The following is a 25,815-nucleotide window of genomic DNA, read 5'->3' as shown; positions in this document are numbered from 1 at the left end:
CCTCTTGCGGCTTTGTTTTTGTCGTCCTAGATAGCCGCTCACCGAAACGGACTGGCGGGAACGCTGGGAGGGATCGGGGGGCCTTTGGGGGTCACGGAAGAAAAAGTTGAGATTGTGTCTTGACGGATTTGGATGTGGTTCTTAAGTAGGGCTTCTGCTTCGGGAACGGGGCGACAATCTTTGGAGCATCGGCTTTGACGGCGCCGGAAGTAAGGGCGCGGTTGGGGTTGTTTTGCTTCGCTGCTATTTGACATTGTGACGTATACTTGAAGAGATATGCGGGCGGTTTGGTCGATACGACCGGAAGACCTGTATATCGGCCTACTAGGGGCTTGCCCCGATGATGTAGGTGTCAGCTTCACTGTTTGGCGGTTCTACGGAAGTAGGAACGACAAGCAGAAGCATCCTTCCTTCAGGGGAAGGATGATGTGCAAGGTCTTTCTGTCAAGGACATCTTCGGATGTTTCAACTTGAGAGTTTGATCCTGGCTCAGAACGAACGCTGGCGGCAGGCCTAACACATGCAAGTCGAGCGGGACCTTCGGGTCCAGCGGCGGACGGGTGAGTAACGCGTGGGAATATGCCCTTTTCTACGGAATAGCCTCGGGAAACTGAGAGTAATACCGTATACGCCCTTCGGGGGAAAGATTTATCGGAGAAGGATTAGCCCGCGTTGGATTAGGTAGTTGGTGGGGTAATGGCCTACCAAGCCTACGATCCATAGCTGGTTTGAGAGGATGATCAGCCACACTGGGACTGAGACACGGCCCAGACTCCTACGGGAGGCAGCAGTGGGGAATCTTAGACAATGGGGGCAACCCTGATCTAGCCATGCCGCGTGAGTGATGAAGGCCTTAGGGTTGTAAAGCTCTTTCAGCTGGGAAGATAATGACGGTACCAGCAGAAGAAGCCCCGGCTAACTCCGTGCCAGCAGCCGCGGTAATACGGAGGGGGCTAGCGTTGTTCGGAATTACTGGGCGTAAAGCGCACGTAGGCGGACTGGAAAGTTGGAGGTGAAATCCCAGGGCTCAACCTTGGAACTGCCTTCAAAACTATCAGTCTGGAGTTCGAGAGAGGTGAGTGGAATTCCGAGTGTAGAGGTGAAATTCGTAGATATTCGGAGGAACACCAGTGGCGAAGGCGGCTCACTGGCTCGATACTGACGCTGAGGTGCGAAAGTGTGGGGAGCAAACAGGATTAGATACCCTGGTAGTCCACACCGTAAACGATGAATGCCAGTCGTCGGGCAGTATACTGTTCGGTGACACACCTAACGGATTAAGCATTCCGCCTGGGGAGTACGGTCGCAAGATTAAAACTCAAAGGAATTGACGGGGGCCCGCACAAGCGGTGGAGCATGTGGTTTAATTCGAAGCAACGCGCAGAACCTTACCAACCCTTGACATCCCAGGACCGCGCCAGAGATGGCGTTTTCTCGTAAGAGACCTGGAGACAGGTGCTGCATGGCTGTCGTCAGCTCGTGTCGTGAGATGTTCGGTTAAGTCCGGCAACGAGCGCAACCCACGTCCCCAGTTGCCAGCATTCAGTTGGGCACTCTGTGGAAACTGCCGATGATAAGTCGGAGGAAGGTGTGGATGACGTCAAGTCCTCATGGCCCTTACGGGTTGGGCTACACACGTGCTACAATGGTGGTGACAGTGGGTTAATCCCCAAAAGCCATCTCAGTTCGGATTGGGGTCTGCAACTCGACCCCATGAAGTTGGAATCGCTAGTAATCGCGGAACAGCATGCCGCGGTGAATACGTTCCCGGGCCTTGTACACACCGCCCGTCACACCATGGGAGTTGGTTCTACCCGACGGCCGTGCGCTAACCTTTTGGAGGCAGCGGACCACGGTAGGATCAGCGACTGGGGTGAAGTCGTAACAAGGTAGCCGTAGGGGAACCTGCGGCTGGATCACCTCCTTTCTAAGGAAGCTTCTGGCAGGGCTGCTTGCAGCGCTCGTGAAGCGACTTAGCAGATCGGCACTCAGCCGATCCCATACGGCCAGGCCGTCCTCATATCTCTTCAGGTTCATCAATGTCAGGCCTGCCGGTCTGGAATGGGTCGGTAGCTCAGGTGGTTAGAGCGCACGCCTGATAAGCGTGAGGTCGGAGGTTCAAGTCCTCCTCGACCCACCACTCGGCTCCGCCTCGTGGTGGATCTCGTCGGAGTTCTTGATTGTGCGCCCTCGGATCTGGGATCCTGCGGGCGAGACGAGGCTCGACCCACCATCGCCTGCATCAGCGGGGCCTTAGCTCAGTTGGTAGAGCGCCTGCTTTGCAAGCAGGATGTCAACGGTTCGAATCCGTTAGGCTCCACCATCATCTTCCGATTTGACCGGAAAGCGGTTTCTGCTTTCCCGTCCAATCGGACGTCAGCTTCCTTCGGGAAGCGTTTACATCGTTCAGAGAGATAATCAGCGTTGTCGGCTGTACCCGAGTGTGGGTGCGGTGATCTTCGGATCAAACGATGACGTTGTCCAAGTCAAGTACACTAACCAAGTGTTTCTTCATGTAAGGAACACAGCTTCTTCCGGATGGAAGGAGCGGGAAAGTACATGCTTTTGATCGGAAGCGACGCCGCGTTTTACAAAGGGGCGCGGTGACGGACTGCGGTCTGTCTTCTTCCGGATCAAATCAAGCGCGATAAGGGCGTTTGGTGGATGCCTAGGCAGCAAGAGGCGATGAAGGACGTGATACTCTGCGTTAAGCCATGGGGAGCTGAGAATAAGCTTTGATCCATGGATCTCCGAATGGGGCAACCCACCTGACAGTTTGTTATTGTTATCTTCGGGTAATCAATAACGGGCTGAACCAGGTATCTTCAACCTGAATACATAGGGTTTTAGAAGCGAACCCGGGGAACTGAAACATCTAAGTACCCGGAGGAAAGGAAATCAACAGATACTCCCCCAGTAGCGGCGAGCGAACGGGGACCAGCCGAGCCATGAGAATGACCGGAATGTGCTGGAAAGCACAGCCAGAGCGGGTGACAGCCCCGTATGGGAAGTTCGATTGGACGTATTAAGTAGGGCGGGACACGTGAAATCCTGTCTGAAGATCGGGGGACCACCCTCGAAGGCTAAGTACTCCTTGCTGACCGATAGCGAACCAGTACCGTGAGGGAAAGGTGAAAAGCACCCCGACGAGGGGAGTGAAACAGTTTCTGAAACCGGACGCCTACAAGCAGTCGGAGCCGCCTTGAGCGGTGACGGCGTACCTTTTGTATAATGGGTCAACGACTTGGTCTATCTGGCAAGCTTAAGCCGTTAGGTGTAGGCGCAGCGAAAGCGAGTGTTAAATGCGCGACTTCAGTCAGATGGATCAGACCCGAAACCGAGTGATCTAGCCATGTGCAGGATGAAGGTTGGGTAACACCAACTGGAGGTCCGAACCCACACCTGTTGAAAAAGGTCGGGATGACGTGTGGCTAGGGGTGAAAGGCCAATCAAACTCGGAGATAGCTGGTTCTCCGCGAAAGCTATTTAGGTAGCGCCTCGGACGTATCCTCCTGGGGGTAGAGCACTGCATGGATGATGGGGGCCCACAGCCTTACTGAGTCTAAGCAAACTCCGAATACCAGGAAGGACTATCCGGGAGACACACGGCGGGTGCTAACGTCCGTCGTGGAGAGGGAAACAACCCTGACCAACAGCTAAGGCCCCCAATTCGTGGCTAAGTGGGAAAGCATGTGAGACTTCCAAAACAACCAGGAGGTTGGCTTAGAAGCAGCCATCCTTTAAAGATAGCGTAACAGCTCACTGGTCTAATCAAGAGGTCTTGCGGCGAAGATGTAACGGGGCTCAAGCCACGAGCCGAAGCTTTGGGTGTGCACATCTGTGCACGCGGTAGCGGAGCGTTCTGTGATAGAGAACGCTGCCTCTTTTGTTCCTTCGGGATCAACGGAGGCATTGTTCTGACTGTGAAGCCGGGCCGTAAGGCATCCGGTGGAGTGATCAGAAGTGAGAATGTTGACATGAGTAGCGACAAACAGGGTGAGAGACCCTGTCGCCGAAAGTCCAAGGGTTCCTGCTTAAAGCTAATCTGAGCAGGGTAAGCCGGCCCCTAAGGCGAGGCCGAAAGGCGTAGTCGATGGGAACCAGGTTAATATTCCTGGGCCAGGAGATGGTGACGGATCGCAGGTGTAGTGAGGTCTTATCGGATTGACCTTGCTGCTGAGCGGTTCCTGGAAACAGCCCTCCATGAGACCGTACCCTAAACCGACACAGGTGGACTGGTAGAGAATACCAAGGCGCTTGAGAGAACCACATTTAAGGAACTCGGCAAAATACCTCCGTAAGTTCGCGAGAAGGAGGCCCCGTTGGCAGGCAACTGTTGGCGGGGGGCACAAACCAGGGGGTGGCGACTGTTTACTAAAAACACAGGGCTCTGCGAAGTCGCAAGACGACGTATAGGGTCTGACGCCTGCCCGGTGCCGGAAGGTTAAAAGGAGATGTGCAAGCATTGAATTGAAGCCCCGGTAAACGGCGGCCGTAACTATAACGGTCCTAAGGTAGCGAAATTCCTTGTCGGGTAAGTTCCGACCTGCACGAATGGCGTAACGACTTCCCCGCTGTCTCAAATGTGGACTCAGCGAAATTGAATTGTCTGTGAAGATGCAGACTTCCCGCGGTTAGACGGAAAGACCCCATGCACCTTTACTATAGCTTCGCACTGGCATCAGGATTGTGATGTGCAGGATAGGCGGTAGGCTTTGAAACGGGGACGCCAGTTCCCGTGGAGCCATCCTTGAGATACCGCCCTTCGCACTCTTGATGTCTAACCGCGGCCCGTTATCCGGGTCCGGGACCCTGCGTGGTGGGTAGTTTGACTGGGGCGGTCGCCTCCTAAAGAGTAACGGAGGCGCGCGAAGGTTGGCTCAGAGCGGTCGGAAATCGCTCGTTGAGTGCAATGGCAGAAGCCAGCCTGACTGCGAGACTGACAAGTCGAGCAGAGTCGAAAGACGGCCATAGTGATCCGGTGGTCCCGAGTGGAAGGGCCATCGCTCAACGGATAAAAGGTACGCTGGGGATAACAGGCTGATGATGCCCAAGAGTCCATATCGACGGCATCGTTTGGCACCTCGATGTCGGCTCATCTCATCCTGGGGCTGGAGCAGGTCCCAAGGGTACGGCTGTTCGCCGTTTAAAGAGGTACGTGAGCTGGGTTTAGAACGTCGTGAGACAGTTCGGTCCCTATCTGCCGTGGGTGTAGGATACTTGAGAGGAGTTGCCCCTAGTACGAGAGGACCGGGGTGAACGTTCCACTGGTGGACCAGTTGTCGTGCCAACGGCAGTGCTGGGTAGCTATGAACGGACAGGATAAACGCTGAAGGCATCTAAGCGTGAAGCCCCCCTCAAAACCAGGTATCCCTTGAGAGCCGTGGAAGACCACCACGTCGATAGGCCGGAGATGTAAGCGCAGCAATGCGTTCAGTTGACCGGTACTAATGGCTCGACAGGCTTGATTTGATCCGGAAGTGGCCAGATCTGACACAGATCCCCGCTTCCAAAAGCATCCTTGGACAACTTACGGACCGCAAGGTCCGCAACGCTGAGCGTTTCTTATCTGATCTGGTGGACATAGCACGAGCGAAACACCCGATCCCATCCCGAACTCGGCCGTTAAGCGCCGTTGCGCCAATGGTACTGCGTCTCAAGACGTGGGAGAGTAGGTCACCGCCAGATCTGATAAGAAACGCAGCTCTCGAACGATCCAGATCATCGCGCCAACCCAACAATCGGCGCAGCCGCGCAACAGATCGCGCAGAATGGCGCGGGGTAGAGCAGCCCGGTAGCTCGTCAGGCTCATAACCTGAAGGTCACAGGTTCAAATCCTGTCCCCGCAACCAAAAAATCCAACACTATCAAAGACTTCAAAGCCGAGCGCTTCGCTCGGCTTTCGTCGTTCCAAATTCTTGTCAACACCTGGTCAACGTTTTACGAGCCCCCCATCGACGGTGCGGATAATCGTCGCCCGAGCCACCCTTCACTTCGGAAGATCCTCCCGAAACCGGTCCATCTGGTGCATCCGCTCGTGCAGGATCGTCACGATGCCGACGTCCCCGTTCGACAGACGCCGCCAGTACACGAAATGATGGAGATGCCGGAAGTAGAAGCCTTCGACCCCGAACTCAGCCGGAATGGGCCGTGACGCGACGCCATGGCTTTCGATCTGGCCGAACGCCGCGAAGAGCTCGGTGATGTAACGTTCCGCTTGCTCAATGCCCCAGCGGTCGCGGGTGTAGCGGTAGATCTCGTCCAGCCGCAGCGATGCGGCCTCCTGGACGCGGATGGCCACGATGTCAGCCCCGGTTCCGGGCGATGACCTCGGCAGCGGTCAACGGTCGATAGCTTTCTTCTGGTGCTGCGAAGGCGCGCGTCAGTTCCGCCTTCAGACGATCAAACGCCTCCCGCTCCGCCCTCTCCTTGTCGCGCCGGATCAGGTCGCGGACGTATTCGCTGATGTTCTCGTAGGAACCGTTCTCGCCGACGTTCGACGCCACGAACTCGCTCAGCGCACCGCTGATGCGGACAGTCATCGTCGTGGTCTGGGACATAGTGGCCTCCGTCTGGTTGTATTCAAGATAAGCAATAATGAAGACGGGAGCAAGACGCAGTCCGAACCGAAGCAGGGAACCAGCCCGTCCGGGAAAGCCTGGCCGTCAAGATGCTATGACGGTGGAATATTTTCGCCACCCACGCAAAAGTAGTAAGCTCTGCGTGCGAAGTTGCTTCCGTAGAAGTTCCTGGAAGCGCTCGTTTGTGGCGCGATGCGAAAAAACCCGATATCTAGGGGCTATCAGGGCGGACGCAGCGAAGTGCCATCGAAAGTCCGTCCAGGTTGGCGGCAATGCCCTTGTCAGTTCGGCTTCTGCTTCAAAGGTAGGTAAAGCATGGTTCAGGAGCTGAAGCTCTTTTTCACAGATTACCCTCGGCAGATCCTCGAAATGCAGGGGATGAGTCCAGCCGAGTTGCCTGCGGGCCTGATGGATCAGTTATTGGACTATCGGGAGCGCTCTCTCGCCATCCTTGATGACGCCCAGGTCTTCCGGATCGATATCGATGCCTACTGGATGATGAGCGAGCTAGTGAACGAGATGAAGCGGGAAGGGCTGGACGAGCTATTCTCTCAGGTTCAGCTGCCATTTCCGACCATGATTATCATGCCACCTCTCCTGGGGACGGATGGGATCATGCGACAGAATGACGGCTCGGTCTTCGGGCTCGTCGCGCAGGTCGGGGAAGAGATCTACACTCAGCGTTTCGCCATTCGCCAAAACACCGTCGGCCCAAGCGCCTGCTGCATGATCACCAAAGGCATGGGCGCCTCGGCCGTACCGACGCCCACCCAAAAGCTGTTCCAAGCTGTGGGCATGCCGGTTTCGGATGGCATGATCGATGATGAACTCGCCATGAATCGAAGCTTCCTTGGCTCGGCCATAGCGATAGCCACCCTGCTGCGCCATGATGGCATGCTTGATGCGCAGCAGGTGTCGCTCCACCCACGGCATGAGAGACGCCAGGCTGAGCGGTCCGGCAAGGCGCTACCTGACACGCTCATCACGAAAATCAGCCTCGGCAAGGCGGGGCGCGGCCAAGTCGAGGCCATGAAGTACGAAACGTCTACTGTTGGCCGTAAAGGTATGCCTCGAAGGACCCATTGGGTCAGGGGTCACTATATGAAAAGCAGGTCTGGCAAGCTCGTCTGGCGCATGCCCCATCTTCGCGGAGCCGGACCGCTGGTCCCCCAGCTGCGGTATGTGACTAGCCCAGTCTTAGCCGGAAGCTTAACGACAACTCCCCAAGGCAATGATACTGAGTGAGATGTTTGAGAGGCTTCGCACCAATGACATATCTTGTGGAATGTGATCAGGGACTTAACGATTTGGCGACGGGGCTTTTCCGTGTCTTCGCCCAGTTTGAATATTGTCTGAAGGTAACAGGCTACTGCGTGGCTAGCAGTGGCGACGCCGCTAATCCCGACTGGACGCGCTTTGCCCGTGAACTGCCTCCCCTGACAGGATCGGCCGATCCGGGCGTTGCGGAAGCCATTTCCTACGTGCTTGGTAATCCTCCGAAAAAGCAGGTCTACGCGAACAATGTCCTTCAATGGCGCGTTGTTGCACCACAGGCGGAGAACGAAAACGACCTCATACTCCTGTACGTCAGACGCGTCCGAAACAACCTGTTTCACGGGGGCAAGTTCAACGGGCGCTTCTTCGATCCCGAGCGGAGCACCGAATTGCTGAAGCATTCCATCACGGTTCTGATGGCGGCGATTATAATGTCGCCCGTTATGTTGGAAGCCTACGAGAACAGAACCGACTAATGACCTGAGGGCGCTGCAGGCACCTTGCCTTACCAGCCGCCTATTTCGTTATTCAGCATCCGCACCTGTGCTTCGCGGAGTTCTTCCATCGTCTGGATCGTCGGATTGATCTGGAGCTCATACATTGGGAGCTGCCATCGCTCATGCAGGGTGCCCACGTCCCCATCCTCTGCGCTATCGGGGATCAGACCTGCAGCCTCCATCTGCTCCAGCGTTGCCTGAGTCAGTGCTTTGGCTATGCGCGGGGTTTGTTCGTCGGAGAACCGGGTCCCGCTCCATACGGATGCGATAACTCGCAGACCGACGAGGCTAAGCATCCCGAGCCGATGCATGGCATTGACAACGCGCAGCGCATCCGATTCTTCAGGCCCGAACAGCGACGGACGGGTTCGCGGTTCATGCCAAGCGAGTTCGCCATCGTCATGTAACTGAATATCCGCGTACAGTGCGCTTTCGCGTTCGTGCACCGGACCGCCCGGCAGAATATACACCCCGGCGAAGCCCTCCAGGGTGTGCTCCTCACATTCTGTTTGCACATAGCGCTGGAGTTGGCCAACGTTCATAGGCTTCCAACTCGTCGCCTTCGCGTAGACGAGCCGCGCTAGGTGATCATAGAACCATCGCATCAGCTTCCCGATGTGCTGATTTACTTGGGCAGGGGGGCAGCGGACAATGTCCAATAAGATCAGAATCTTTGCTGCTTCTTCATCCGCGAAGCTGACCATCACATCTTCTTCCCGAGGACGGTCGCGGAGGTGGGCGGCAGCATCCTGAAACCCCTGCGAACTGGCCAACAGGATAGGAAGGCCTGCAGCGATGAACGCTAGCCGGTCCTCGTGCCGCATCTGACACAATCTTCGCCCCTGTCTGAGGCCAATTTCGGGTCTTTTTGCCATCCTTCCTGCATAACAGAAAGCTGACTCAACCTGCGAGAAGGAATCGTGCCGAAATTACGCAGGGCTGTCAGACCTCCTCAATAGAGGCGCAGATAGATCTTCTTTCTGCGCATAGCTGTCTTTCATGTTCGCTGCAGCGAACGTCCGTGTCGTGCCCTTAGCTGCACGTTCGCGCCTGGTCGCGTAGCACAGCGTAGTCGCCGAGCATCCTGACGATTACGGCCCCTTCCGGCAGTGCATCGACCTCGTCTGCGGCCCGTGCCTGATCTTCAGCCGTGTAGCCGACTACCGGCGGGCAGGGCGCGCGGGTGTCAGAACCTGCCATCGCGCAACCGGTCAGCCAGAGCGTCACGATCAGCAGGGCGACGGGCGGCGGCTTCGAGCATCTGGCGGTGAACGGCATCGTTTCTCTCTCTTGCATCAAGGAGTTCGGCGGCGCGCCCGGCGCGCTCGCCTGCGCGGCGGAGGTTCAGTAGGAACAACAGGATCGCTGCTGCGGTGAGGATGAGACCCAGCGCTCTTCGCGCCGGGCCATGGGTCAGAAGCCAGCCGATCACCGCTGGCCCCGTTTCCAGTCGTCGAGCCGGGCGTAGATGGTGACGGCGATGCCGATCAGGGCGATGGCGATCAGCGCCCAGCGCAGCGTGTCGAGATAGGGCACCAGCGGCTGGATCGTGGACTGGGTTTCCGCAAGGACGTCCTGCAGCACTTCCACCCCGGCCGCGCCGACGGTGGCCGCCCCAGCCGCGCCGCCCCCGCGCAGGGTGCGGCTTTCCGAGAGGACTTCGCGCGCGGGCGGCAGTTCCGGGGCGAAGGGCACGGGTCGCGCCGGGAAACTGGCTGAGATCGAGGGGCTGCGACATGCCCCTTTCTACCCGATCCGAGACAGAAAGCCCAATAAAACAACGCCAAAACTGACCCGGTGAGTCATCCTGCCGCAGCTGGTGGCAACACCCGTTGCGCCACCACCCGCCGCCAATCCAGACCTTCGAACAGCGCTTCAAATTGCGCCCGCGACAGGCGCATCACCCCGTCTTGCACCTTCGGCCAGGCGAAGCTGCCCTGTTCCAGGACCTTGTAGGTCAGCACCATCCCGCTGCCATCCCACACAAGGATCTTCAGCCTGTCACCGCGCTTCGACCGAAACACCACCGTCACCCCGGAATGGGGATCGAGCTTCAGTTCTGTCTGCACGATCAGCGCCAGCGCCTGATGCCCGCAACGAAAGTCCACCGGCTTCGTAGCAATCAGGATCGGCAGCCTCTGACCCGCGATGATCATGCCGCCCCGCGCAGGGCACGCACCAGCGCAGCCGCCCGTTCCACCGCAACATCGCCAGGAATGCGCAAGCGCAGATCGGACCCGACCTCAATCGTCATCACGCCGATGCGATCCTGCGCGGCCTCAGCGGCAGCGAATACGGGCGGGTCCATGGGCTCAGGCAGAATGGACAGCGGCACAAAGGCAGGTTCTGGCGCATCGGATCTTCCGGCCTCCGGCAAGATTTGCGCAGGCAACCGAAGAAGCCCCTCTCGTGCCTGCCTGCGCCAATCTGAAAGCTGGTGCGGAACAAGATCATGGCGACGGGCGACATCCACAACCCGGGCCCCGGGCTGAAAGCTCTCCGCCACAATCCGCGCCTTCACGTGATCAGGCCACCGGCGGTTCCCGCGCCGGGGCTCAACCACGTCACACCGCCCAACAAAACCATCCCCACCATCCGCCATGAAAAACCTCCGTCCGCCAACGCAAACCTTCTCGCAGGCGCGTCAGGCATCAGGAATACGTCAAATCAATGGGACGGAAACGGCGCTTACGTGTTAGCGGGCCTACGCGGTCGAACTCGCTCCGCAATCGAGGTAAAGGCGACACGTTGTCCGAACACGCCGATGATCACCGCCTCTCTCGATGCGATGATACGAACCAAGGACGAGCCGCAGAGCGTTCGGAACTAGCGCTGCGGCCCCGGCGACCGTTTGCTATGAGACAGCTTCGACCTTCAGCTCTCGGCCGTTGAATTGAACGGTCTCGCCGGCCTGAGCCCCGTCGATTACCTCGAAGATCGGCGCCATCGTCGATATGCCCATAAGCTCGCGCCCATGGCAGACGAACTTGTCGGTTGACACCGCGACGACGAAGTAGCGGCCCGACAACTTGATGACCGCCCCTTCTGTAACCGCCGTCTTCGGTCCGAAGTCGATTGTTCTCAGCTTGTCGAGCTTGTCGGCGTAATCGTCCAGCGTATCGTCGAGCGCCTCGGCGAAGTCGCTCGCGATCTCGGCTTGTGCCTGTTCGTCGTTCTCGATCGGCTCGCTCCGATCCAAGCGAGCGGTGGAAACATAATCGAGATACTTGTCGCGAGCGCTCTGCAGAGCAGCGGTCTCCAACGACAGCATCGTTTCCCGGATGTGGTCCTTATTCCAATCCATCTGCACCTCGTCGCGTTGCAATTTGAAATGATAAGCCGATCGATCGCAGCAAGCCGTTGAAAGGCCGCGTTCCGCAGCCGGCGCCGTCATTCGTCGATGATGACGTGTTCGCCCTGGTAGGGGATCCTGATCAGCCGAGGATCCCGAATGATGCTGGTCACGAGCCAGACATACGTCTGTTCTGCAGTATCGAAGCCGAGAATGCTGAATGCGCCGCCGAACGGGCATGCCGGAAAGTCGGGGAAGCCTTCTCGAAGAACGTAACGCTCGGGTTCGCGATCGAATTCGGCCTTGTAGACCTTCCGCAGCCCATGCTTGCTCGGAACGTCTTCGTCGCCCGCAGGCGCTGTTTCACGATGTTCCAGGAGGCGCTCGGAAAGATCACGTTGGCAGATCTCGTCGAACACGTCGAAGGCATCAATCAGCAAACCTTTTCGCTCGGTCGCGGGATCGGTGATCGCGTAGATGTTCGAAGCATCTTCGGCACCGTCCCCGCTTTCGAGACGCAGCGCTGCGTCGACGCGAATGGAGCATGGATCGAGCATCGATCCCAGTTCGAGATCGACCAGGTTGCCGTCCTTGACGCGGTACTCGCGGTCATAGCCCTTCGCGACGAAGGACTGCACTGCTTCTAGAACGTCGGTCACTTGGGCTGTCATTGATGCACCTCGAGTTCACGTTGGGACGGAAGAGCGGCCGTGGACGGCGCGCGGCAGGCTGCTGGGTCTAGTCGCGGCTCGCGCGTAGCGATCACAGCCACTTGGCCTTCTTGAACCGCACGAACAGTAAGAGGCAGAACATCAGCATGACACCAAGCACGACGAAGTAGCCGTAAGGCGTGTCGAGTTCCGGCATGTTCTTGAAGTTCATGCCGTATATGCCTGCAATCGCTGTCGGCACTGCGAGGATCGCGGCCCATGCCGCAAGTTGGCGGGTGACGACCCCGATTCTCTGCGCTTCGAGAAGGCTGCTGAACTCGAATACAGTGGATAGCACCTGCAGGAGGCCATCGACCATGGACTGGACACGATCAACATGGTCGGCAACGTCGTTGAAGTAGGGCCGCACCTCAGCGCTGATGCAGGGAAAGTGTCCGCGCACGAGCTTGCGCACCAGCTCGGCCATAGCGCCAAGGGTGCGCTGAAAGCGCGTAAGCTCGCATCTCAGGCCGAAGATGCGAGCAACGTCGTCTCGCCCAAGGAAGTCGTCGAGCGATCGCCTTTCCATCGCAAGTACGTCATCCTCGATCATTTCGAAGATGGGCAGATACTGATCCACGATCCGGTGAAGGATCGCGTGGAGGACGTAATCGACGCCTTTTCCAAACTGGGCGGGCGAACGCTCGAGTTGCTCTCGAAGGTTGCCCAATGCACCAGCGTTGCCGTGGCGAACGGTGATAAGATGATTATGGCCAGTAAATATCGCCGTCTTGCCGTAACGTATTCGGTCCCCGACCAGCTCAGCCGTCTGGGCGACGACGTAAAGCTCGCCATTATAAACTTCGAGCTTGGGTGGGCATATCGGGTGCATCGCGTTGTCGATCGCTAAAGGATGCAGATTGTAGGTCGCCTGAAGCGCCCTCAGTTCGTTGACGGAGGGCTCGCTGAGCCCAATCCAGCAAAAGCCCGAACGGTTCTTGTCGAGTTCGACGCGCTCGTCGATAGCTACTTCCCGGATACGCCGACCCTCGTTGTAGTAATATGCGGCGATGACACTCATGCTGACCTCGCCGGAATGAGCAGCCCACGTTGGACTGCTGGGCGCGCGAGGCCGCGATCCAGCCACGCTTGGACATTCGAATGATTGCTAAGCCGCAGTAGGTCGCCGGCGTCGTAGGTGCCAACCAAGGCGTTGACCCAGCCGAGGGTCGCAATGTCAGCGATAGAATAGTCATCGACGATCCAGTCGCGCCCGTCCAGTTGGCGGTCTAAGACTCCCAGGAGGCGTTTGGATTCATCAGCGAAACGCTTCTGAGGACGCTTTTCCTCATAGTCCTTGCCGCCCCCGCGCAGGAAAAAGCCGAGTTGACCGAACATCGGGCCAATCGCCGACATCTGGAAGAATACCCAGCTTAGCGCCTCGTAGCGCTTGGCTGATACTCTCGGGACGAGCTGGTCGGCCTTCTCCGCCAAATAAACGAGGATCGCGCCGGATTCCCAAACGCCGATCGGCTTACCGTCTGGGCCCATTGGGTCGATGATCGCAGGTATGCGGCCATTCGGGTTTAGCGAAACGAAGGCCGGATCTTTGCTTTCGTTCTTAGAGATGTCGATAAAGTGCGGCTCGTACGGCAGGCCGATCTCCTCGAGCATGATCGAGACCTTGACGCCGTTGGGCGTGGGCGCGGCGTAGAGCTGCAGGAGGTCGGGGTTGGATGCCGGCCAGCGTTGTGCGATCGGAAACGACGAAAGGTCTGGCATGATGTGGCGATCCTAACAACTCGATGGCTGAGGAGCGGTATGACCGCTTGATTAGCTGGGTTTCGGACCCGCACCATCAGTGGATGCGGGTCCGATGGTGCGACCCAGGGGGGCTCAGCCGCAATTGTCGCTGCAGCTATTCCGCCGCCGCGCCGGCCTCAGCCTGGGTGTCGCCAGCGTCTTTACGCTTCGGGAGCACCCACTTAGCGCGCGGGAAATGGCAGGTATATCCGCCCGGCCTCTTCTCCAGATAATCCTGGTGCTCCGGCTCTGCTTCCCAGAAGTCACCCACGGGCTCGACTTCGGTGACGACCTTGCCGTCCCACAGTCCGGACGCGTCGACGTCGGCTATCGTATCTTCGGCGATGCGCTTCTGCTCCTCGTCGACGTAATAGATGCCAGATCGATAGGAGAGGCCGCGGTCGTTGCCCTGGCGGTTCTTTGTCGTCGGATCATGGATCTGGAAGAAGTATTCCAGGATATTACGGTAGCTCGTCACTGTTGGGTCGAAGGTGATCTCGATCCCCTCCGCATGAGTGCCATGGTTGCGATAGGTGGCGTTCGGCACGTCGCCGCCGGTGTAGCCGACGCGGGTCGAAACGATGCCGGGCTGCTTGCGGATCAGATCCTGCATTCCCCAAAAGCATCCGCCAGCGAGAACAGCGCGCTGATGCATGTTAAGCCTCCTCTACTTGGTCGAGATACTCGCCATAGCCCGCGGCTTCCATCTCATCGCGCGGGATGAATCGAAGCGATGCCGAGTTGATGCAGTAGCGCAGGCCGCCGCGGTCGGACGGCCCGTCCGGAAACACGTGGCCAAGATGGCTGTCGCCGTGCACCGAGCGAACCTCCGTCCGGACCATGCCATGCGAGCTGTCTCGCACTTCGTTCACGTGAGCCGCGACGATCGGCTTGGTAAAGCTCGGCCAGCCAGTGCCGGACTCGAACTTGTCCGTCGACGCGAACAACGGCTCGCCGGATACGACGTCAACGTAGATGCCCGCCTCCTTGTTGTCGTTATACTCGCCGGTAAAGGGTCTCTCGGTGCCGTCCTGCTGGGTGATCCGGCGTTGTTCCGGGGTCAGGCGTTCGATTGCTGCCTGCGACTTTTCAAACTTCATGGTGAGTCTCCATTACTTAGTTAGAGGGCCAGGCACACTACGTTCAACTTATCACGTCGATACTCACATCAACTATCGCAGTGGCTCCAACATTAATCCAATACGTCGTGCGTATAGTTTCTATACCGCACATGCCTCTTGCTTGGCGGGTCAACTCCAATCGTAACGGGCTGCAAGCTGAGCGACTTTTCGTATCTCGACCGGTGCCGTAGATCCGGACACGGTGGCGATCACGATCTCACGCTCCAACGCGAAGCCCTCGATCGGCCTTGTGATCAGGCCGTGGGTGGTGGCCGCGCGTTCGGGCAAAATGCATATCCCCCGCCCTTCGGCGACGACGCGCTGCACCCAGTCGTCTCGATCTGAGCGGAAGCGAGGGCGCATGCGCACCTCTCGACGCGCGAAGTGCTCGAAGATTTGATCGCGGCACTCGCATTTCAGTCGATCGACGAACGGGAAAGCAAGCAGGTCTTCACCACGAACGACTTCGCACGCCGCCAAGGGGTGATCTGCAGCGCAGCCGAGCACGAAGCGCTCCCGGAAGAGAGGACGCACATCAAGTTTACGATCCGGCCTTGATTCGCGAGGCAGGATGCACGCGTGATATTTGCCTGAGAGCACCTCCGACGTGTCCTCACCCGATTGGAGCGAGTGCAGTTTGATCTCGATGGACGGCACCTCTTCCAGCGCGCTGTCGAAAAAGGCTGTGAAGACCCTCGGGCCGACGCTGGAGGCGACAGCAATGTCGAGAACGCGATGCCGCCCCATTGCCCAGTTTTCCGAGTGGTGTCTTACGCTCTTCATCGCGACCAGCATTCGGCGGAATTCCAACTCGACGTCCTGACCCAGGCTCGTCAGCCGGCTGTTCTTCCCGTCACGATAGATGAGCGGTCCACCGAGTTCCTCCTCCAGGCGGCGGATCGCTCGTGTCAGGCTTGGTTGTGAGACACCACTGAGACGAGCAGCCGCAGTGAAATTCAGCGTCTCGGCCAAGTTGATGAAATAGCTGACCTGGTTGAGTTCCATAGCCCTTTGGCCTGCGACCTGACGAGTGCCACCCCAGAGGACCGATCCGACTACAGCCTCAGAAGTATGCGCGACGCATATAATCACGGTTTAGGGGCTTGTCTATATGCGCCGCGCATATAGAAAGAATGTCTTGGGCTGCTAGTTCGGGTCGATGGTGCTCCTGCTAAGCCGCCGTTGGAGGCTCGACGCATATGGCAGGAACGCGGTTCACGTTTGCCGGGGGAGGGGGGTCTGAACTAACCGGGCACCTGGAGGCGCCAGAAGGCACTCCTCGCGGCTGGGCAATTTTCGCCCATTGTTTCACTTGCGGGAAGGACAGCCGCGCCGCCGTGTACATCGCACGCGCGCTCTCGCGGGCCGGTATCGGCGTCTTGCGGTTCGACTTCGCCGGCACAGGGATCGCGAGTCCCGCGGAAGAAGCGGTAAGCTTCGCTTCTGACGTCGACGATCTGAGGGCAGCCGCGGAGGCCATGGCGGCCGCCGGTATGCCACCCGCCCTCCTTGTCGGGCACAGCCTGGGTGGAACGGCTGCGATCGTAGCCGCTGCCGCGCTGCCGGATGTCGCCGCGGTGGTGACGATCGGTGCGCCGGCCGACCTTCAGCATATCTTGCGCGTTTTCCGGCCTGGCGACCTTGACGCGATAGCGAGCGAGGGCGAGGCCTCTGTGGAGATCGCTGGCAGGCCCTTCCTCATCCGCCGCACCTTCCTGGAAACGGTAGAGCGAGCCGACATCGAGAAGTCCATCGCCGCGCTTCGACGTCCGGTGCTGGTCATGCATTCGCCGGTGGACCAAGTCGTGGGCATTGAGCACGCCTCGCGCATCTTCGTCGCGTCACGCCATCCTAAGAGTTTTGTCTCGCTCGACACGGCGGATCACCTTCTCACCGACGTCGACGATGCGAACTACGCCTCAGCTATGGTCGCCGCGTGGGCCAGCCGCTTTCTTCCGCCGCTAGCGGCGGATCTTCCGCAGGTCGAGGCGGCAAAAGGTGTCGTTGCGTCGGAGACGCTAGCGGGGAAGTTCCAGCTCACGGTCCGCAGTGGCGAGCATACTCTGTTCGCCGACGAGCCGGAATCGGTCGGAGGTCTTGGGAGCGGCCTGTCTCCCTACGAACTGGTGTCAGCCGGGCTAGCTGCCTGCACGGTGATGACGATGCGCCTTTACGCCAACCGCAAGGGCTTCCCGCTCGAAAGAGCGACGACGAGCGTGCGGCACGAGAAGGTGGCGGACATGATGCCTCCCGACCGCTTCACACGCACCATCGTTCTCGATGGGCCGCTCAGTGATGATCAACGCGCGCGCATTCTTGAGATCGCGGATCGGTGTCCCGTCGATCTGACGCTCGTCCGGGGTTCTGATGTGCAGACCGAGCTTTCGAGCGGCGGCCAGCCTGCAGGTGCAAGGCCGTCGAACTGATTGGCACACAGCGTTTAGGGTGATCGGATGATGAGCCTGCCAGCTACAGACCAGACGCCGACGCGAACCGAGCGAGCGATACTCGCGGGTGGCTGTTTCTGGGGCCTGGAGGATTTGCTGCGCCGCGCCAAGGGGGTCGTGGCCACGCGTGTCGGCTATATTGGCGGTGAAATGCCAGATCCGACTTATGCGAGACATTACGGCCACGCGGAAGCCGTCGAGGTGACCTTCGATCCGTCCATTCTGACGTATCGGGCTCTACTGGAACTATTCTTCCAGATTCATGATCCGACGACCTACGAGCAACAGGGCAGCGACGTCGGCCCAAGCTATCGGTCGGCGATATTCTATACGTCTAAAGCGCAGATGGACATCGCCTTAGCGACGATCGCCGAGATCGAAGCCTCGGGTCGCTGGCCTGGGCCAGTCGTGTCCGAGATCAACCCGGAAGAATCCTTCTGGGAGGCTGAGCCCGAGCATCAGAAGTATCTCCTGCGTCAACCCGGTGGCTATAGCTGCCACTTCGCGCGACCGACCTGGCGATTGGACCGAGCGAACCGATGAGCGAGCTTCGACTATCATCGACAATACTGCTGCAAGGGTGCCCTGACGTCAGGAGCCGGTTGTCCCGCTGATGCTTGGAACGCCGCCAGTCTCCCGGGCAGGCTCTTGGTTGAAGACCTCCTTCTTGGGGGATGGATCCTTTGGTGCCCCGCGGCATCGCGGGACGAGGTTCAAATAGTCGGTGAGAGGCCCGCCCATGGGTAGACCCCTCACGCATTTTCAGGGCTTAGGCGGCCAGGTCCGCGCCCCCTGCCCTATTGCCGTCCTCGGCACCGACGATCTCCAGCCGCGCGTTGCGATAGCCTTCGCGTGCGATCCAAAGCTCGGCCGCAGCGATGGACTCCGCCAGATGCAGAAGCTCGGTGTTGCCACCGAAATCCAACAGCACCGCGCGCTGGCAATAGCAGACGACATCAAGTTATCGATCCACGGGTCTTACTACATCGTTCTTGCCAGCCCCGATCCGGCCAAGGTCCTGCGCTCTGTCGACACGCTTCTACGGACCTATGAGCAAGCCGACATTCTGGGCGCGCGCGAAATCGTGCTGCATCCCGGGTCGCTCTACGGCGCGCCCGAAGCCGATGTGTCTTGCCGGTTTGCCGAAAACCTTGAGCGATTCATGGCGCAATTGGGCAAGACTGACATCAGCCTTATGATCGAAACCGCTGGCAAGGTCGGGCAGATGGGGTCTGTCGATATGATTCTTGATGTGGCCTCGACGGTCAAAGGGGTCGGGCCTTGCATTGATTTCGGGCATGTTCATGCGCGCTCGCTCGGCGAGCTTGAGACGCCCGACGCGATGGCGCAAGTGTTTGCAAGGATTGACGAGTTCCAGCGGTCCAACCCAGATACGCCGACACATTTTCACTACACACCGATCCATTTTGGCCCAAGAGGCGAGATCCAGCACCGGGCGCTCAGTGACATCGACGGCGTTTCGAACAAACCGTTCCATCCGCGCCCGGAACCTGTCGCGGCCGGGCTTGCAGGCCTGCCCGGTCGTTTCACGATCATATCCGAAACCCACAACTCACAAGAGATGGGCGCTATCAGGTTGAAAAACTTGATCAATTCAGGCACTTGTGGGCATAAGGAAGTCGGCTACCTTGTGGAGTGACGCAGGCAAATGGATCTTAATCAGGTCAGGTACTTCCTGAATCTCGCCGAATCCCTGAATTTCACGGAAGCGGCCCGGGTGAGTGGGATATCTCAGCCCAGTCTCACCAAGGCGATTCAACGTCTGGAAGATGAGTTTGGCGGTCCGGTGCTGTATCGCGACGGCAAGGACACGCGCCTGACGGCCTTGGGCCGTGATCTGATCGTAGAGTTCATGCGCATTCAATCAGCGCTCGAAAACATCACCGAGCTTGCGGAAAACTCGGTCGCAGGGCGCAGCCGGAAGATCAATATTGGCGTCGCAAGCACCATTGCGCCGCGGGTCTTTGCCAAATTCTGGGCGCTCGTTCTGAAGGAATTGCCCGAGGTCGAGCTTCTTCTTCATCCTCTGAACCCCGGCGAGGCGGAGGCGGAGGTATTGTCGGGCAAGTATGACATGTGTCTGCTGACCAATCCGCCGGAACCGAATTTCAAACTGACGATCCAACCGCTGTTCCAAGAGCGGTTGCGCTTGGCCTTGGCAAGTCATCACCCGCTCGCCGGGACAGATGAAATCACGCCAGAGCAGATGATGGAGCAGCCCTATATCGACAGGATGCACTGCGAATTTCGCACGCAACTGATCAAGCATTTCATGGATCGGAACATTGTCATGCGTCCGCGTTTTCAGTCAGAGCGGGAAGACTGGGTGCAGCAGATGGTGGCGCAAGGTGCGGGTGTGTGTTCCTTGCCGGAACATTCAGCGATTGTTGATGGAATCGTCCTGCGCGCGGTAAAGGGCCTGACCCTGTCACGCAACATCAGCATGGTCGCCGTTTCTGGTTCTGCCAACCCGCGCGAAGTCCGTGTCATCCTTGGATTATCCAAAGATTTCAATTGGTAATAGGCACACGCGCGCGGCTATAAAAACTATTCCCGCCAGGAATTTCACAAACGGATCGAAAGTCTCCATCTTCCTCTCAACGGAAGAAGAAGGAGATACAAATGACCTACGAAAAATCACAGGATGCGCTCTCCAAGCTGACACCCCAACAGTATCACGTTACGCAAGAGAGCGGGACCGAGCGCGCCTTTACGGGTGAGTATGACAAGCATTTCGAACCGGGTATCTACGTCGATATCGTTTCCGGCGAGCCGCTTTTCGCATCCTCAGCCAAGTTCAACTCCGGTTGCGGTTGGCCCGCATTCTCGAAACCCATCGATAACGTGACCGAGCATCGTGATGCCTCGTATGGCATGGTCCGGGTCGAAGTCCGCTCGAAACACGGCGACAGCCATTTGGGGCATGTCTTCAATGATGGCCCGCGCGAAATGGGCGGCCTGCGCTACTGCATCAACTCGGCCAGCCTGCGCTTTGTGCCGAAAGACCAAATGGAAGCCGAGGGGTATGGCGCATACCTCGATCAAGTGGAGGAAAAAGTATGACTGAACGTGCCGTATTGGCCGGAGGCTGCTTCTGGGGGATGCAAGACCTGATCCGCAAGCTGCCCGGCGTCGAAAGCACCCGGGTTGGCTACACCGGCGGTGACGTGAAATTTGCCACATACCGCAACCACGGAACCCATGCCGAAGGGATCGAGATCCTCTTTGACCCCTCGAAAACCAGCTATCGTGCGCTTCTGGAGTTCTTTTTCCAGATCCATGACCCGACAACGAAAGACCGCCAAGGTAACGACCGCGGAAGCAGTTATCGGTCCGCCATTTACTATGTGAATGACGAACAAAAAGCGATTGCCGAAGACACGATCGCGGACGTGAACGCATCTGGGATCTGGCCAGGCAAGGTCGTGACCGAAGTAGAACCGGTGAGCGATTTCTGGGAAGCTGAGCCAGAGCATCAAGACTACCTGGAGCGTATCCCGAATGGCTATACTTGCCACTTCCCGCGGTCCAGTTGGGTTTTGCCCAAGCGTGCGGCGACGGCGGCTGAATAAGCCATGCGTGGGCCTCATCACCATCTGATTATTGGCGATGGGGCCAGCGCAGCGGCGCTTGCGGAAACATTGGTGCTTACGTCTGGTGACCAACTGACCATTCTTGGGGCCAACGCGGGTCAATTCGGCAAAGGGATGGCATATGCGGATCATCCGAGCGCCGCGCCTTGGCGATATGCCTATCTGTTGAATTCGCCGTCAGGTGCCTTTGGTGAGAGTTTCGTCGAATGGTTCGAGGCAAACTGGGGTGATATTCGCTCAAGGATTGCCGCCTACCAACCACGCTGGTTGGACTTCGCGGCGGATCATCTGGATGCAGGCGATTTCGGCGCTGTCTTTGCCCCACGCGCGGTCTTTGGCGACTATCTCGCCGAGATCGGGCAGGGCATTCTGGCCATGCACGCCGAAGCAGGCGTGCGGGTGCAGCAGCGGACGGCTTTGGCCACCGATCTGGCCAAGGATGAACACGGGTTTCGGATCACGCTTGCCACAGGCGAGGTGATCCGGGCGGACCGGGTGGACGTGGCCACCGGGGGACCATCGCCTCAACGATTTGGGGCGGATAGCGGCCCCACGGCGTTCACGACGCTTTATGGCAACGAGCAAACGATTGCCGAGGTCCTGCGTCCTGGACAGGAAGTGACCTGCCTAGGAGGCAACGCCGCGATGCTGGATGTCCTGCGGCTTATGCAGTCCGTCATGGACGAGCAGGACATCCGGCTTCGGGTGATCACCCGTGGGTCCAAGCCGGAGCAGCTGATCTGGGCGCGCCCGCGTAAAGAGCCGGTGACGCCCAAACTGACGGGCCCTTACCGCGATGCAGACGCGCTTCTGGCTGCGGTCGACGCCGAAATTGCCGCGTTCCGTGCCAAGGGGGCAAGCATGGCCGAACTCAGACCAGGCTATCTGGGTTGGGCAGCCGAAAGGGGGCTTGAAACCCTGCTGCCCTCCCTCTCGGAGCGCCGCAAGGTCATGCCACAACTGGAGCGGCGGTTTAGGCGCGCAACGCACAACAGCCTTGCCGACTATGCACGGCTCCAAGCGGCAGGCCAGATCGTGGAGGAGCACGGCGAGATAACTTGGGTCTATGCCGAAACCGAGGGCAAGACCCGCATCCGTCTGAAACGGGCTGGCACAAGAACGAACGAAGAAATCACGACCTCAGTCGTGATCAACACATCCGGTCCGGGAGACCAGCTTGCCATGGACCTGCTAACCAGCGGCCTGATCCGCAACGGCTGGTTGCGGATGAACGAAACGAAGACGGGCCTGATCGTCGGGCCCGGACTTGAAACGGAGGTTGAGGGGCTTCGCTATCTCTCGCCCGCCGTCACCGAAATCGGCGCGGAGGTTCTGGCGTTTCCGCTCGAAGACGTCAGTGCGCTGGCGGCGCGGGCGAAAGCAGCGAACCAAATCGCCATATATGAAAGGTTTCAGTCATGAACTTTGGACAACTTCGCAACACGGCGCCCGAACTGCGCGTCAACGATTGGATCGATGCGGATGGCAAGCCGATGGACAAGCCGCTTCGACTTTCGGATATGAAAGACGGCTACAAGATCATTTATTGCTTCCAGCACTGGTGCCCTGGCTGTCATTCGCGCGGTTTTCCGACGCTGCGCTTTCTGCATGACAAACTGAAGGACAAAGGGTTCGATTTCGCCGTCATTCAGACCGTTTTTGAGGGTGCCGAGACAAACACCCGCGATAAGCTGCGCATCAATCAGGAGCAGTATGGGCTGAAAATGCCCTTTGGTCATGACACCCCGCCCGCAGGTGAACGCTACCCGACCTTCATGGAGGATTACCGTTCTGGCGGCACGCCGTGGTTCACCGTGATCGATCCGGAAGGGAACGTTGTCCACGCGGACTTCCGTCTTGATCCGCAGCGATTTCTTGCCGCGCTCGGGGCCGACGATGTCGAGTTGAAGCGCGCCTGACCATTGGCTCCGGCGGCCAGATCGCCGGAGCCAAACAATCAATAACGAGGGACGAAAATGGAACTGGTCGCAGAAATCACCCACTGGGTGCCAGCAATGAAACTTTTGTCACTGGCGCTTGCGGCAATCTTCGTTGCCTTCGGCATCGCCAAATTTGCCCGCTATGAACAGGACGCTGTCAAGACGCTGGTCGCGGGGCATCCGATCTTGCGGTTTGGCCCGAAACTGATGACGCCGGCGGGCTTCAGCATATTTCTGGGGATTGTTGAGTTGAGCACCGCTTTGCTTCTGGTACTTGGCATCTTCTTTCCCAGTTTTGGCCTTCTGGGCGGTTTGCTTGGCGTGCTGACCTTCTTGGTCACACTCAGCCTGTTTCCTTATGTTCAGTATTTCGAGGAAGAAGCAGGCCGTCTTTTCCTGTCCTCGCGTGGGCAATTCCTGATGAAGGATTTTGGCTTGCTCGTCGCCTGCCTTGCTATCGCACACCATCATGCGCTGGCCCTTGTTTAGCCCATCGTAGAAAGGAAATGACCATGCTTGATGACCTTTCGTTCCCCTTCAACAACAGCTTTGCCGACGAAATGGAGGGCTTCTTTGTCCCTTGGCAAGGCGACAAGGTTCCCGATCCGCAGATCGTCGTTCTGAACATCGCCTTGGCGGCAGAACTGGGGCTCGATCCCACCGTCTTGAACTCGGCCGCAGGCGCCGCCGCCCTGTCCGGCGCGATGGCACCCGCCGGGGCATCGCCTTTGGCCATGGCCTATGCGGGCCATCAGTTCGGCGGTTTCTCGGCGCAACTGGGCGATGGCCGCGCGATCCTGTTGGGTGAGTTGATCGACACCGAAGGCCGCCGCCGCGATCTGCACCTGAAGGGCTCAGGCCGCACGCCGTTTTCACGCGGCGGAGACGGCAAGGCCGTTCTTGGCCCCGTCTTGCGCGAATACCTGATGGGCGAGGCGATGCATGCCCTCGGCGTTCCGACAACGCGCGCTTTGGCTGCGGTCACGACGGGCGAAGAAATCGCGCGCAATGGGCTGGAGAAAGGCGCTGTTCTGGCACGCATCGCGGCCTCGCATCTGCGGGTTGGAACCTTCCAGTTTTTTGCAGCGCGCGGCGAGACCGAAAAGCTTCGCAAGCTGGCCGATTATGCCATCGCCCGCCACTTTCCAGACATCGTGGGCCGCGAAGATCGATATCTGGAATTCTTCCGGCGCGTCAGGGATGCACAGGCGTCGCTGGTCGCGAGATGGGTCAATATCGGCTTTGTCCATGGTGTGATGAACACCGACAACACAACGATTTCGGGCGAGACCATCGATTACGGTCCCTGCGCCTTCATCGACAACTATGACCCTAAAGCGGTGTTCAGTTCGATCGACCAGCACGGCCGTTATGCCTATGGCAACCAACCGGTGATCATGCAATGGAACCTGTCGCGCTTTGCCGAGACGCTGATTGATCTGGTGAACCCCGAGGACAGCGACGACGCGATCCGGCAGTTGACCAATGAGATCAATGCCTTTCCCGCGCACTACCAGCAGGAATGGCTGCGGGGCATGCGGGCCAAATTGGGTCTGCTGAAGGAACTGCCCGAAGATCTGCATTTGGCAAATGATCTGCTCAAGGCCTGTGAAGGGCAGGATGTTGACTTCACCAACCTGTTCCGCGCTTTGGCGGGGTCTGTTCGTGGCAATGACGAACTGGCGCGTGCCAATTTCGATGATCCCGCGGTATTTGACGCTTGGGCGGCCCGCTATCACACGCGGCTTGCGGCGGAAGATATTGCCGCGGAGTTGCGGGCGGAAGCGATGAACAGGATCAACCCGATCTACATCCCGCGCAACCATCTGGTTGAAGAGGCCCTGAAGGCCGCCGTGGGTGGCGATCTTGAGCCGTTTCACAAGCTTTTGGCTGTGCTGGCACATCCGTTCACCGAGCAAGACGGGTCAGAAACCTATGCGCTACCCGCCCCAGTCGACGCGCACCGTCACGTCACGTTTTGCGGCACCTAACCTTACCCAAATCCGAAGGGAACGACCCATGAAAATTGATGCAACTGATGCCGTGGCCGCTTTGTCGGAACTCGTAGACGCCGGGTTCACCCATGACTTCCGCATTCAGAACGGAAAACTCGTGGATGTAAGCGCAGGCCTCGCTGTAAATCCGGCGGAAGTGACGGTCCGGATGAAACTCCGCTTTGAGACCGAGCCGGGTTCGGGCGACGCCTCGAATATCTATGCGCTTGAGATCGCAGATACGGGCGTCAAAGGGTTTCTTGTCGATGCGCTTGATCTTGAGGGGGATGGTGCCCCGCAAGATCTGGTCAAGTCACTGAAAACTGCCGAACCGGATACGCGCAGCGAGATGACCGAGGACGAGGATTACCGATACGGTGTCCGCAAGGTCCGCAAGAGCGAGTTCAACGCCGACCCCGGACGCTATGTTCTCAGGCTTGGGTTCCCTGACTTCCCGGAATGCCCCTTTGGTCAGGGTTTTACGATGCTTGGCTTCGATACGGCCAGGCAGGAATACGTTTGGCTGGTCACCAAGATTATCGGGGATGAGCGCCTCCAACGGGTGCCTTTCCAAGGCGAAAACAGCGAAGCGTGAGAATGG

Annotated in this window: 26 protein-coding genes, 3 tRNA genes, 3 rRNA genes and 1 pseudogene; 20 read left to right on the top strand and 13 right to left on the bottom strand. The window is 58.5% G+C overall.

Going from position 1 to position 25,815, the window contains the following annotated elements; all coding sequences use genetic code 11:
• The first annotated feature begins 466 nt into the window (after positions 1 to 466).
• The 6 genes from H1S04_RS17300 (at position 467) to H1S04_RS17275 (ending at position 5,852) form a co-directional block, all read left to right on the top strand.
• Positions 467 to 1,927: ribosomal RNA gene (locus tag H1S04_RS17300) — 16S ribosomal RNA — on the top strand.
• A gap of 136 nt (positions 1,928 to 2,063) precedes the next feature.
• Positions 2,064 to 2,140 (top strand) — tRNA-Ile (locus tag H1S04_RS17295).
• Positions 2,141 to 2,247: 107 nt separating this feature from the next.
• Positions 2,248 to 2,323 (top strand) — tRNA-Ala (locus H1S04_RS17290).
• Positions 2,324 to 2,636: 313 nt separating this feature from the next.
• A 23S ribosomal RNA gene (locus H1S04_RS17285) occupies positions 2,637 to 5,472 on the top strand.
• Between the two features lie 101 nt (positions 5,473 to 5,573).
• Positions 5,574 to 5,688 (top strand): 5S ribosomal RNA (rrf, locus tag H1S04_RS17280).
• Together the 16S, 23S and 5S rRNA genes with 3 tRNA genes alongside form the textbook arrangement of a ribosomal RNA operon.
• An 87-nt stretch (positions 5,689 to 5,775) precedes the next feature.
• Positions 5,776 to 5,852: transfer RNA gene (locus H1S04_RS17275), tRNA-Met, on the top strand.
• 137 nt (positions 5,853 to 5,989) lie between these two features.
• On the opposite strand, the gene H1S04_RS17270 is transcribed toward H1S04_RS17275, so the two are convergent.
• Both H1S04_RS17270 and H1S04_RS17265 read right to left on the bottom strand, forming a co-directional pair.
• Complete coding sequence (locus H1S04_RS17270) at positions 5,990 to 6,301, bottom strand: type II toxin-antitoxin system RelE/ParE family toxin (RefSeq protein WP_068767783.1); 312 nt, start codon at positions 6,299 to 6,301, stop codon at positions 5,990 to 5,992.
• A 4-nt stretch (positions 6,302 to 6,305) separates the two neighbouring features.
• Positions 6,306 to 6,560, bottom strand: coding sequence for an addiction module antitoxin (locus H1S04_RS17265; RefSeq protein ID WP_068767782.1), 255 nt, complete (start codon positions 6,558 to 6,560; stop codon positions 6,306 to 6,308).
• A gap of 336 nt (positions 6,561 to 6,896) precedes the next feature.
• Here H1S04_RS17265 and H1S04_RS17260 point away from each other — a divergent pair, with 336 nt between their 5' ends.
• Positions 6,897 to 7,826 carry a hypothetical protein gene (locus H1S04_RS17260; protein WP_068767781.1) on the top strand — a complete coding sequence of 310 codons (930 nt, stop codon included), beginning with the start codon at positions 6,897 to 6,899 and terminating at the stop codon, positions 7,824 to 7,826.
• Positions 7,827 to 7,849: 23 nt separating this feature from the next.
• Positions 7,850 to 8,332, top strand: coding sequence for a hypothetical protein (locus H1S04_RS17255; protein ID WP_068767780.1), 483 nt, complete (start codon positions 7,850 to 7,852; stop codon positions 8,330 to 8,332).
• Positions 8,333 to 8,361: 29 nt separating this feature from the next.
• On the opposite strand, the gene H1S04_RS17250 is transcribed toward H1S04_RS17255, so the two are convergent.
• Positions 8,362 to 9,177, bottom strand: coding sequence for a hypothetical protein (locus H1S04_RS17250; RefSeq protein WP_082873066.1), 816 nt, complete (start codon positions 9,175 to 9,177; stop codon positions 8,362 to 8,364).
• Between the two features lie 359 nt (positions 9,178 to 9,536).
• Here H1S04_RS17250 and H1S04_RS19010 point away from each other — a divergent pair, with 359 nt between their 5' ends.
• Complete coding sequence (locus tag H1S04_RS19010) at positions 9,537 to 9,704, top strand: hypothetical protein (protein ID WP_156506947.1); 168 nt, start codon at positions 9,537 to 9,539, stop codon at positions 9,702 to 9,704.
• A gap of 77 nt (positions 9,705 to 9,781) precedes the next feature.
• Here the strand turns inward: H1S04_RS19010 and H1S04_RS17240 are convergent.
• The 10 genes and pseudogenes from H1S04_RS17240 to H1S04_RS17195 all read right to left on the bottom strand — a co-directional run.
• Positions 9,782 to 10,063 (bottom strand): annotated as a pseudogene (locus H1S04_RS17240) (peptidase M15); the annotation flags it as partial.
• Positions 10,064 to 10,155: 92 nt separating this feature from the next.
• Complete coding sequence (tnpB, locus tag H1S04_RS17235; RefSeq protein ID WP_068767777.1) at positions 10,156 to 10,509, bottom strand: IS66 family insertion sequence element accessory protein TnpB; 354 nt, start codon at positions 10,507 to 10,509, stop codon at positions 10,156 to 10,158.
• On the bottom strand, positions 10,506 to 10,955 hold the full coding sequence (locus tag H1S04_RS17230; protein WP_068767776.1) for a transposase: 450 nt from the start codon (positions 10,953 to 10,955) through the stop codon (positions 10,506 to 10,508). Before H1S04_RS17230 ends, tnpB begins: the two co-directional genes overlap by 4 nt.
• A 252-nt stretch (positions 10,956 to 11,207) precedes the next feature.
• Entirely contained in the window at positions 11,208 to 11,747 is a 540-nt protein-coding gene (locus H1S04_RS17225) for a hypothetical protein (protein WP_224767369.1), read from the bottom strand.
• Complete coding sequence (locus tag H1S04_RS17220) at positions 11,744 to 12,316, bottom strand: hypothetical protein (protein WP_068767775.1); 573 nt, start codon at positions 12,314 to 12,316, stop codon at positions 11,744 to 11,746. Before H1S04_RS17220 ends, H1S04_RS17225 begins: the two co-directional genes overlap by 4 nt.
• A 91-nt stretch (positions 12,317 to 12,407) precedes the next feature.
• Positions 12,408 to 13,376, bottom strand: coding sequence for a magnesium and cobalt transport protein CorA (locus H1S04_RS17215; protein ID WP_049246565.1), 969 nt, complete (start codon positions 13,374 to 13,376; stop codon positions 12,408 to 12,410).
• Positions 13,373 to 14,077, bottom strand: coding sequence for a glutathione S-transferase N-terminal domain-containing protein (locus tag H1S04_RS17210; RefSeq protein ID WP_049246564.1), 705 nt, complete (start codon positions 14,075 to 14,077; stop codon positions 13,373 to 13,375). Before H1S04_RS17210 ends, H1S04_RS17215 begins: the two co-directional genes overlap by 4 nt.
• 136 nt (positions 14,078 to 14,213) lie before the next feature.
• A complete protein-coding gene (msrA, locus tag H1S04_RS17205; RefSeq protein ID WP_049246563.1) occupies positions 14,214 to 14,753 on the bottom strand; it encodes a peptide-methionine (S)-S-oxide reductase MsrA in 540 nt (179 codons plus the stop codon).
• A 1-nt stretch (position 14,754) separates the two neighbouring features.
• Positions 14,755 to 15,198, bottom strand: coding sequence for a peptide-methionine (R)-S-oxide reductase MsrB (gene msrB, locus H1S04_RS17200; protein WP_037520575.1), 444 nt, complete (start codon positions 15,196 to 15,198; stop codon positions 14,755 to 14,757).
• 150 nt (positions 15,199 to 15,348) lie between these two features.
• Positions 15,349 to 16,224 carry a LysR family transcriptional regulator gene (locus H1S04_RS17195; RefSeq protein ID WP_049246562.1) on the bottom strand — a complete coding sequence of 292 codons (876 nt, stop codon included), beginning with the start codon at positions 16,222 to 16,224 and terminating at the stop codon, positions 15,349 to 15,351.
• 194 nt (positions 16,225 to 16,418) lie between these two features.
• On the opposite strand from H1S04_RS17195, the gene H1S04_RS17190 reads away from it, so the two are divergent.
• The 11 genes from H1S04_RS17190 (at position 16,419) to H1S04_RS17140 (ending at position 25,809) form a co-directional block, all read left to right on the top strand.
• A complete protein-coding gene (locus H1S04_RS17190; protein ID WP_068767773.1) occupies positions 16,419 to 17,645 on the top strand; it encodes a bifunctional alpha/beta hydrolase/OsmC family protein in 1,227 nt (408 codons plus the stop codon).
• A 30-nt stretch (positions 17,646 to 17,675) separates the two neighbouring features.
• Positions 17,676 to 18,209 carry a peptide-methionine (S)-S-oxide reductase MsrA gene (gene msrA, locus H1S04_RS17185; RefSeq protein ID WP_068767785.1) on the top strand — a complete coding sequence of 178 codons (534 nt, stop codon included), beginning with the start codon at positions 17,676 to 17,678 and terminating at the stop codon, positions 18,207 to 18,209.
• A gap of 349 nt (positions 18,210 to 18,558) precedes the next feature.
• Positions 18,559 to 19,326 carry a TIM barrel protein gene (locus H1S04_RS17180; RefSeq protein WP_366521914.1) on the top strand — a complete coding sequence of 256 codons (768 nt, stop codon included), beginning with the start codon at positions 18,559 to 18,561 and terminating at the stop codon, positions 19,324 to 19,326.
• A 9-nt stretch (positions 19,327 to 19,335) separates the two neighbouring features.
• Complete coding sequence (locus H1S04_RS17175) at positions 19,336 to 20,208, top strand: LysR family transcriptional regulator (protein ID WP_028720600.1); 873 nt, start codon at positions 19,336 to 19,338, stop codon at positions 20,206 to 20,208.
• Positions 20,209 to 20,309: 101 nt separating this feature from the next.
• On the top strand, positions 20,310 to 20,750 hold the full coding sequence (gene msrB, locus H1S04_RS17170; RefSeq protein WP_028720601.1) for a peptide-methionine (R)-S-oxide reductase MsrB: 441 nt from the start codon (positions 20,310 to 20,312) through the stop codon (positions 20,748 to 20,750).
• Positions 20,747 to 21,259 carry a peptide-methionine (S)-S-oxide reductase MsrA gene (gene msrA / locus H1S04_RS17165; RefSeq protein ID WP_028720602.1) on the top strand — a complete coding sequence of 171 codons (513 nt, stop codon included), beginning with the start codon at positions 20,747 to 20,749 and terminating at the stop codon, positions 21,257 to 21,259. Before msrB (H1S04_RS17170) ends, msrA (H1S04_RS17165) begins: the two co-directional genes overlap by 4 nt.
• A gap of 3 nt (positions 21,260 to 21,262) precedes the next feature.
• The gene (locus tag H1S04_RS17160) at positions 21,263 to 22,702 is read left to right on the top strand and encodes an FAD/NAD(P)-binding protein (RefSeq protein WP_081791464.1); all 1,440 of its coding nucleotides are present in this window, start codon (positions 21,263 to 21,265) and stop codon (positions 22,700 to 22,702) included.
• Entirely contained in the window at positions 22,699 to 23,199 is a 501-nt protein-coding gene (locus H1S04_RS17155) for a peroxiredoxin (RefSeq protein ID WP_028720604.1), read from the top strand. The genes H1S04_RS17160 and H1S04_RS17155 overlap by 4 nt, the downstream gene beginning before the upstream one ends.
• 57 nt (positions 23,200 to 23,256) lie before the next feature.
• Positions 23,257 to 23,709 (top strand): DUF417 family protein, encoded by a 453-nt coding sequence (locus tag H1S04_RS17150; protein ID WP_051578301.1) that lies wholly within the window; start codon positions 23,257 to 23,259, stop codon positions 23,707 to 23,709.
• A 23-nt stretch (positions 23,710 to 23,732) separates the two neighbouring features.
• Entirely contained in the window at positions 23,733 to 25,211 is a 1,479-nt protein-coding gene (locus H1S04_RS17145) for a YdiU family protein (RefSeq protein WP_199416804.1), read from the top strand.
• Between the two features lie 28 nt (positions 25,212 to 25,239).
• The gene (locus H1S04_RS17140; RefSeq protein ID WP_028720606.1) at positions 25,240 to 25,809 is read left to right on the top strand and encodes a hypothetical protein; all 570 of its coding nucleotides are present in this window, start codon (positions 25,240 to 25,242) and stop codon (positions 25,807 to 25,809) included.
• Positions 25,810 to 25,815: the final 6 nt, after the last annotated feature.

It is taken from the genome of Paracoccus sp. S1E-3 (assembly GCF_013868135.1).
Taxonomy (GTDB): Bacteria; Pseudomonadota; Alphaproteobacteria; order Rhodobacterales; family Rhodobacteraceae; genus Paracoccus.
This window is presented reverse-complemented; position numbering and strand designations above follow the sequence as displayed.

What these genes read in the sequence shown, in the direction of transcription:
- H1S04_RS17265 (WP_068767782.1), bottom strand. Translation starts at nt 6,560, where the DNA reads ATGTCCCAGACCACGACGATGACTGTCCGCATCAGCGGTGCGCTGAGC.
- H1S04_RS17260 (WP_068767781.1), top strand. Translation starts at nt 6,897, where the DNA reads ATGGTTCAGGAGCTGAAGCTCTTTTTCACAGATTACCCTCGGCAGATC.
- H1S04_RS17255 (WP_068767780.1), top strand. Translation starts at nt 7,850, where the DNA reads ATGACATATCTTGTGGAATGTGATCAGGGACTTAACGATTTGGCGACG.
- H1S04_RS17250 (WP_082873066.1), bottom strand. Translation starts at nt 9,177, where the DNA reads ATGCGGCACGAGGACCGGCTAGCGTTCATCGCTGCAGGCCTTCCTATC.
- tnpB (WP_068767777.1), bottom strand. Translation starts at nt 10,509, where the DNA reads ATGATCATCGCGGGTCAGAGGCTGCCGATCCTGATTGCTACGAAGCCG.
- H1S04_RS17230 (WP_068767776.1), bottom strand. Translation starts at nt 10,955, where the DNA reads ATGGCGGATGGTGGGGATGGTTTTGTTGGGCGGTGTGACGTGGTTGAG.
- H1S04_RS17225 (WP_224767369.1), bottom strand. Translation starts at nt 11,747, where the DNA reads ATGACGGCGCCGGCTGCGGAACGCGGCCTTTCAACGGCTTGCTGCGAT.
- H1S04_RS17220 (WP_068767775.1), bottom strand. Translation starts at nt 12,316, where the DNA reads ATGACAGCCCAAGTGACCGACGTTCTAGAAGCAGTGCAGTCCTTCGTC.
- H1S04_RS17215 (WP_049246565.1), bottom strand. Translation starts at nt 13,376, where the DNA reads ATGAGTGTCATCGCCGCATATTACTACAACGAGGGTCGGCGTATCCGG.
- H1S04_RS17210 (WP_049246564.1), bottom strand. Translation starts at nt 14,077, where the DNA reads ATGCCAGACCTTTCGTCGTTTCCGATCGCACAACGCTGGCCGGCATCC.
- msrA (WP_049246563.1), bottom strand. Translation starts at nt 14,753, where the DNA reads ATGCATCAGCGCGCTGTTCTCGCTGGCGGATGCTTTTGGGGAATGCAG.
- msrB (WP_037520575.1), bottom strand. Translation starts at nt 15,198, where the DNA reads ATGAAGTTTGAAAAGTCGCAGGCAGCAATCGAACGCCTGACCCCGGAA.
- H1S04_RS17195 (WP_049246562.1), bottom strand. Translation starts at nt 16,224, where the DNA reads ATGGAACTCAACCAGGTCAGCTATTTCATCAACTTGGCCGAGACGCTG.
- H1S04_RS17190 (WP_068767773.1), top strand. Translation starts at nt 16,419, where the DNA reads ATGGCAGGAACGCGGTTCACGTTTGCCGGGGGAGGGGGGTCTGAACTA.
- msrA (WP_068767785.1), top strand. Translation starts at nt 17,676, where the DNA reads ATGAGCCTGCCAGCTACAGACCAGACGCCGACGCGAACCGAGCGAGCG.
- H1S04_RS17180 (WP_366521914.1), top strand. Translation starts at nt 18,559, where the DNA reads ATGCAGAAGCTCGGTGTTGCCACCGAAATCCAACAGCACCGCGCGCTG.
- H1S04_RS17175 (WP_028720600.1), top strand. Translation starts at nt 19,336, where the DNA reads ATGGATCTTAATCAGGTCAGGTACTTCCTGAATCTCGCCGAATCCCTG.
- msrB (WP_028720601.1), top strand. Translation starts at nt 20,310, where the DNA reads ATGACCTACGAAAAATCACAGGATGCGCTCTCCAAGCTGACACCCCAA.
- msrA (WP_028720602.1), top strand. Translation starts at nt 20,747, where the DNA reads ATGACTGAACGTGCCGTATTGGCCGGAGGCTGCTTCTGGGGGATGCAA.
- H1S04_RS17160 (WP_081791464.1), top strand. Translation starts at nt 21,263, where the DNA reads ATGCGTGGGCCTCATCACCATCTGATTATTGGCGATGGGGCCAGCGCA.
- H1S04_RS17155 (WP_028720604.1), top strand. Translation starts at nt 22,699, where the DNA reads ATGAACTTTGGACAACTTCGCAACACGGCGCCCGAACTGCGCGTCAAC.
- H1S04_RS17150 (WP_051578301.1), top strand. Translation starts at nt 23,257, where the DNA reads ATGGAACTGGTCGCAGAAATCACCCACTGGGTGCCAGCAATGAAACTT.
- H1S04_RS17145 (WP_199416804.1), top strand. Translation starts at nt 23,733, where the DNA reads ATGCTTGATGACCTTTCGTTCCCCTTCAACAACAGCTTTGCCGACGAA.
- H1S04_RS17140 (WP_028720606.1), top strand. Translation starts at nt 25,240, where the DNA reads ATGAAAATTGATGCAACTGATGCCGTGGCCGCTTTGTCGGAACTCGTA.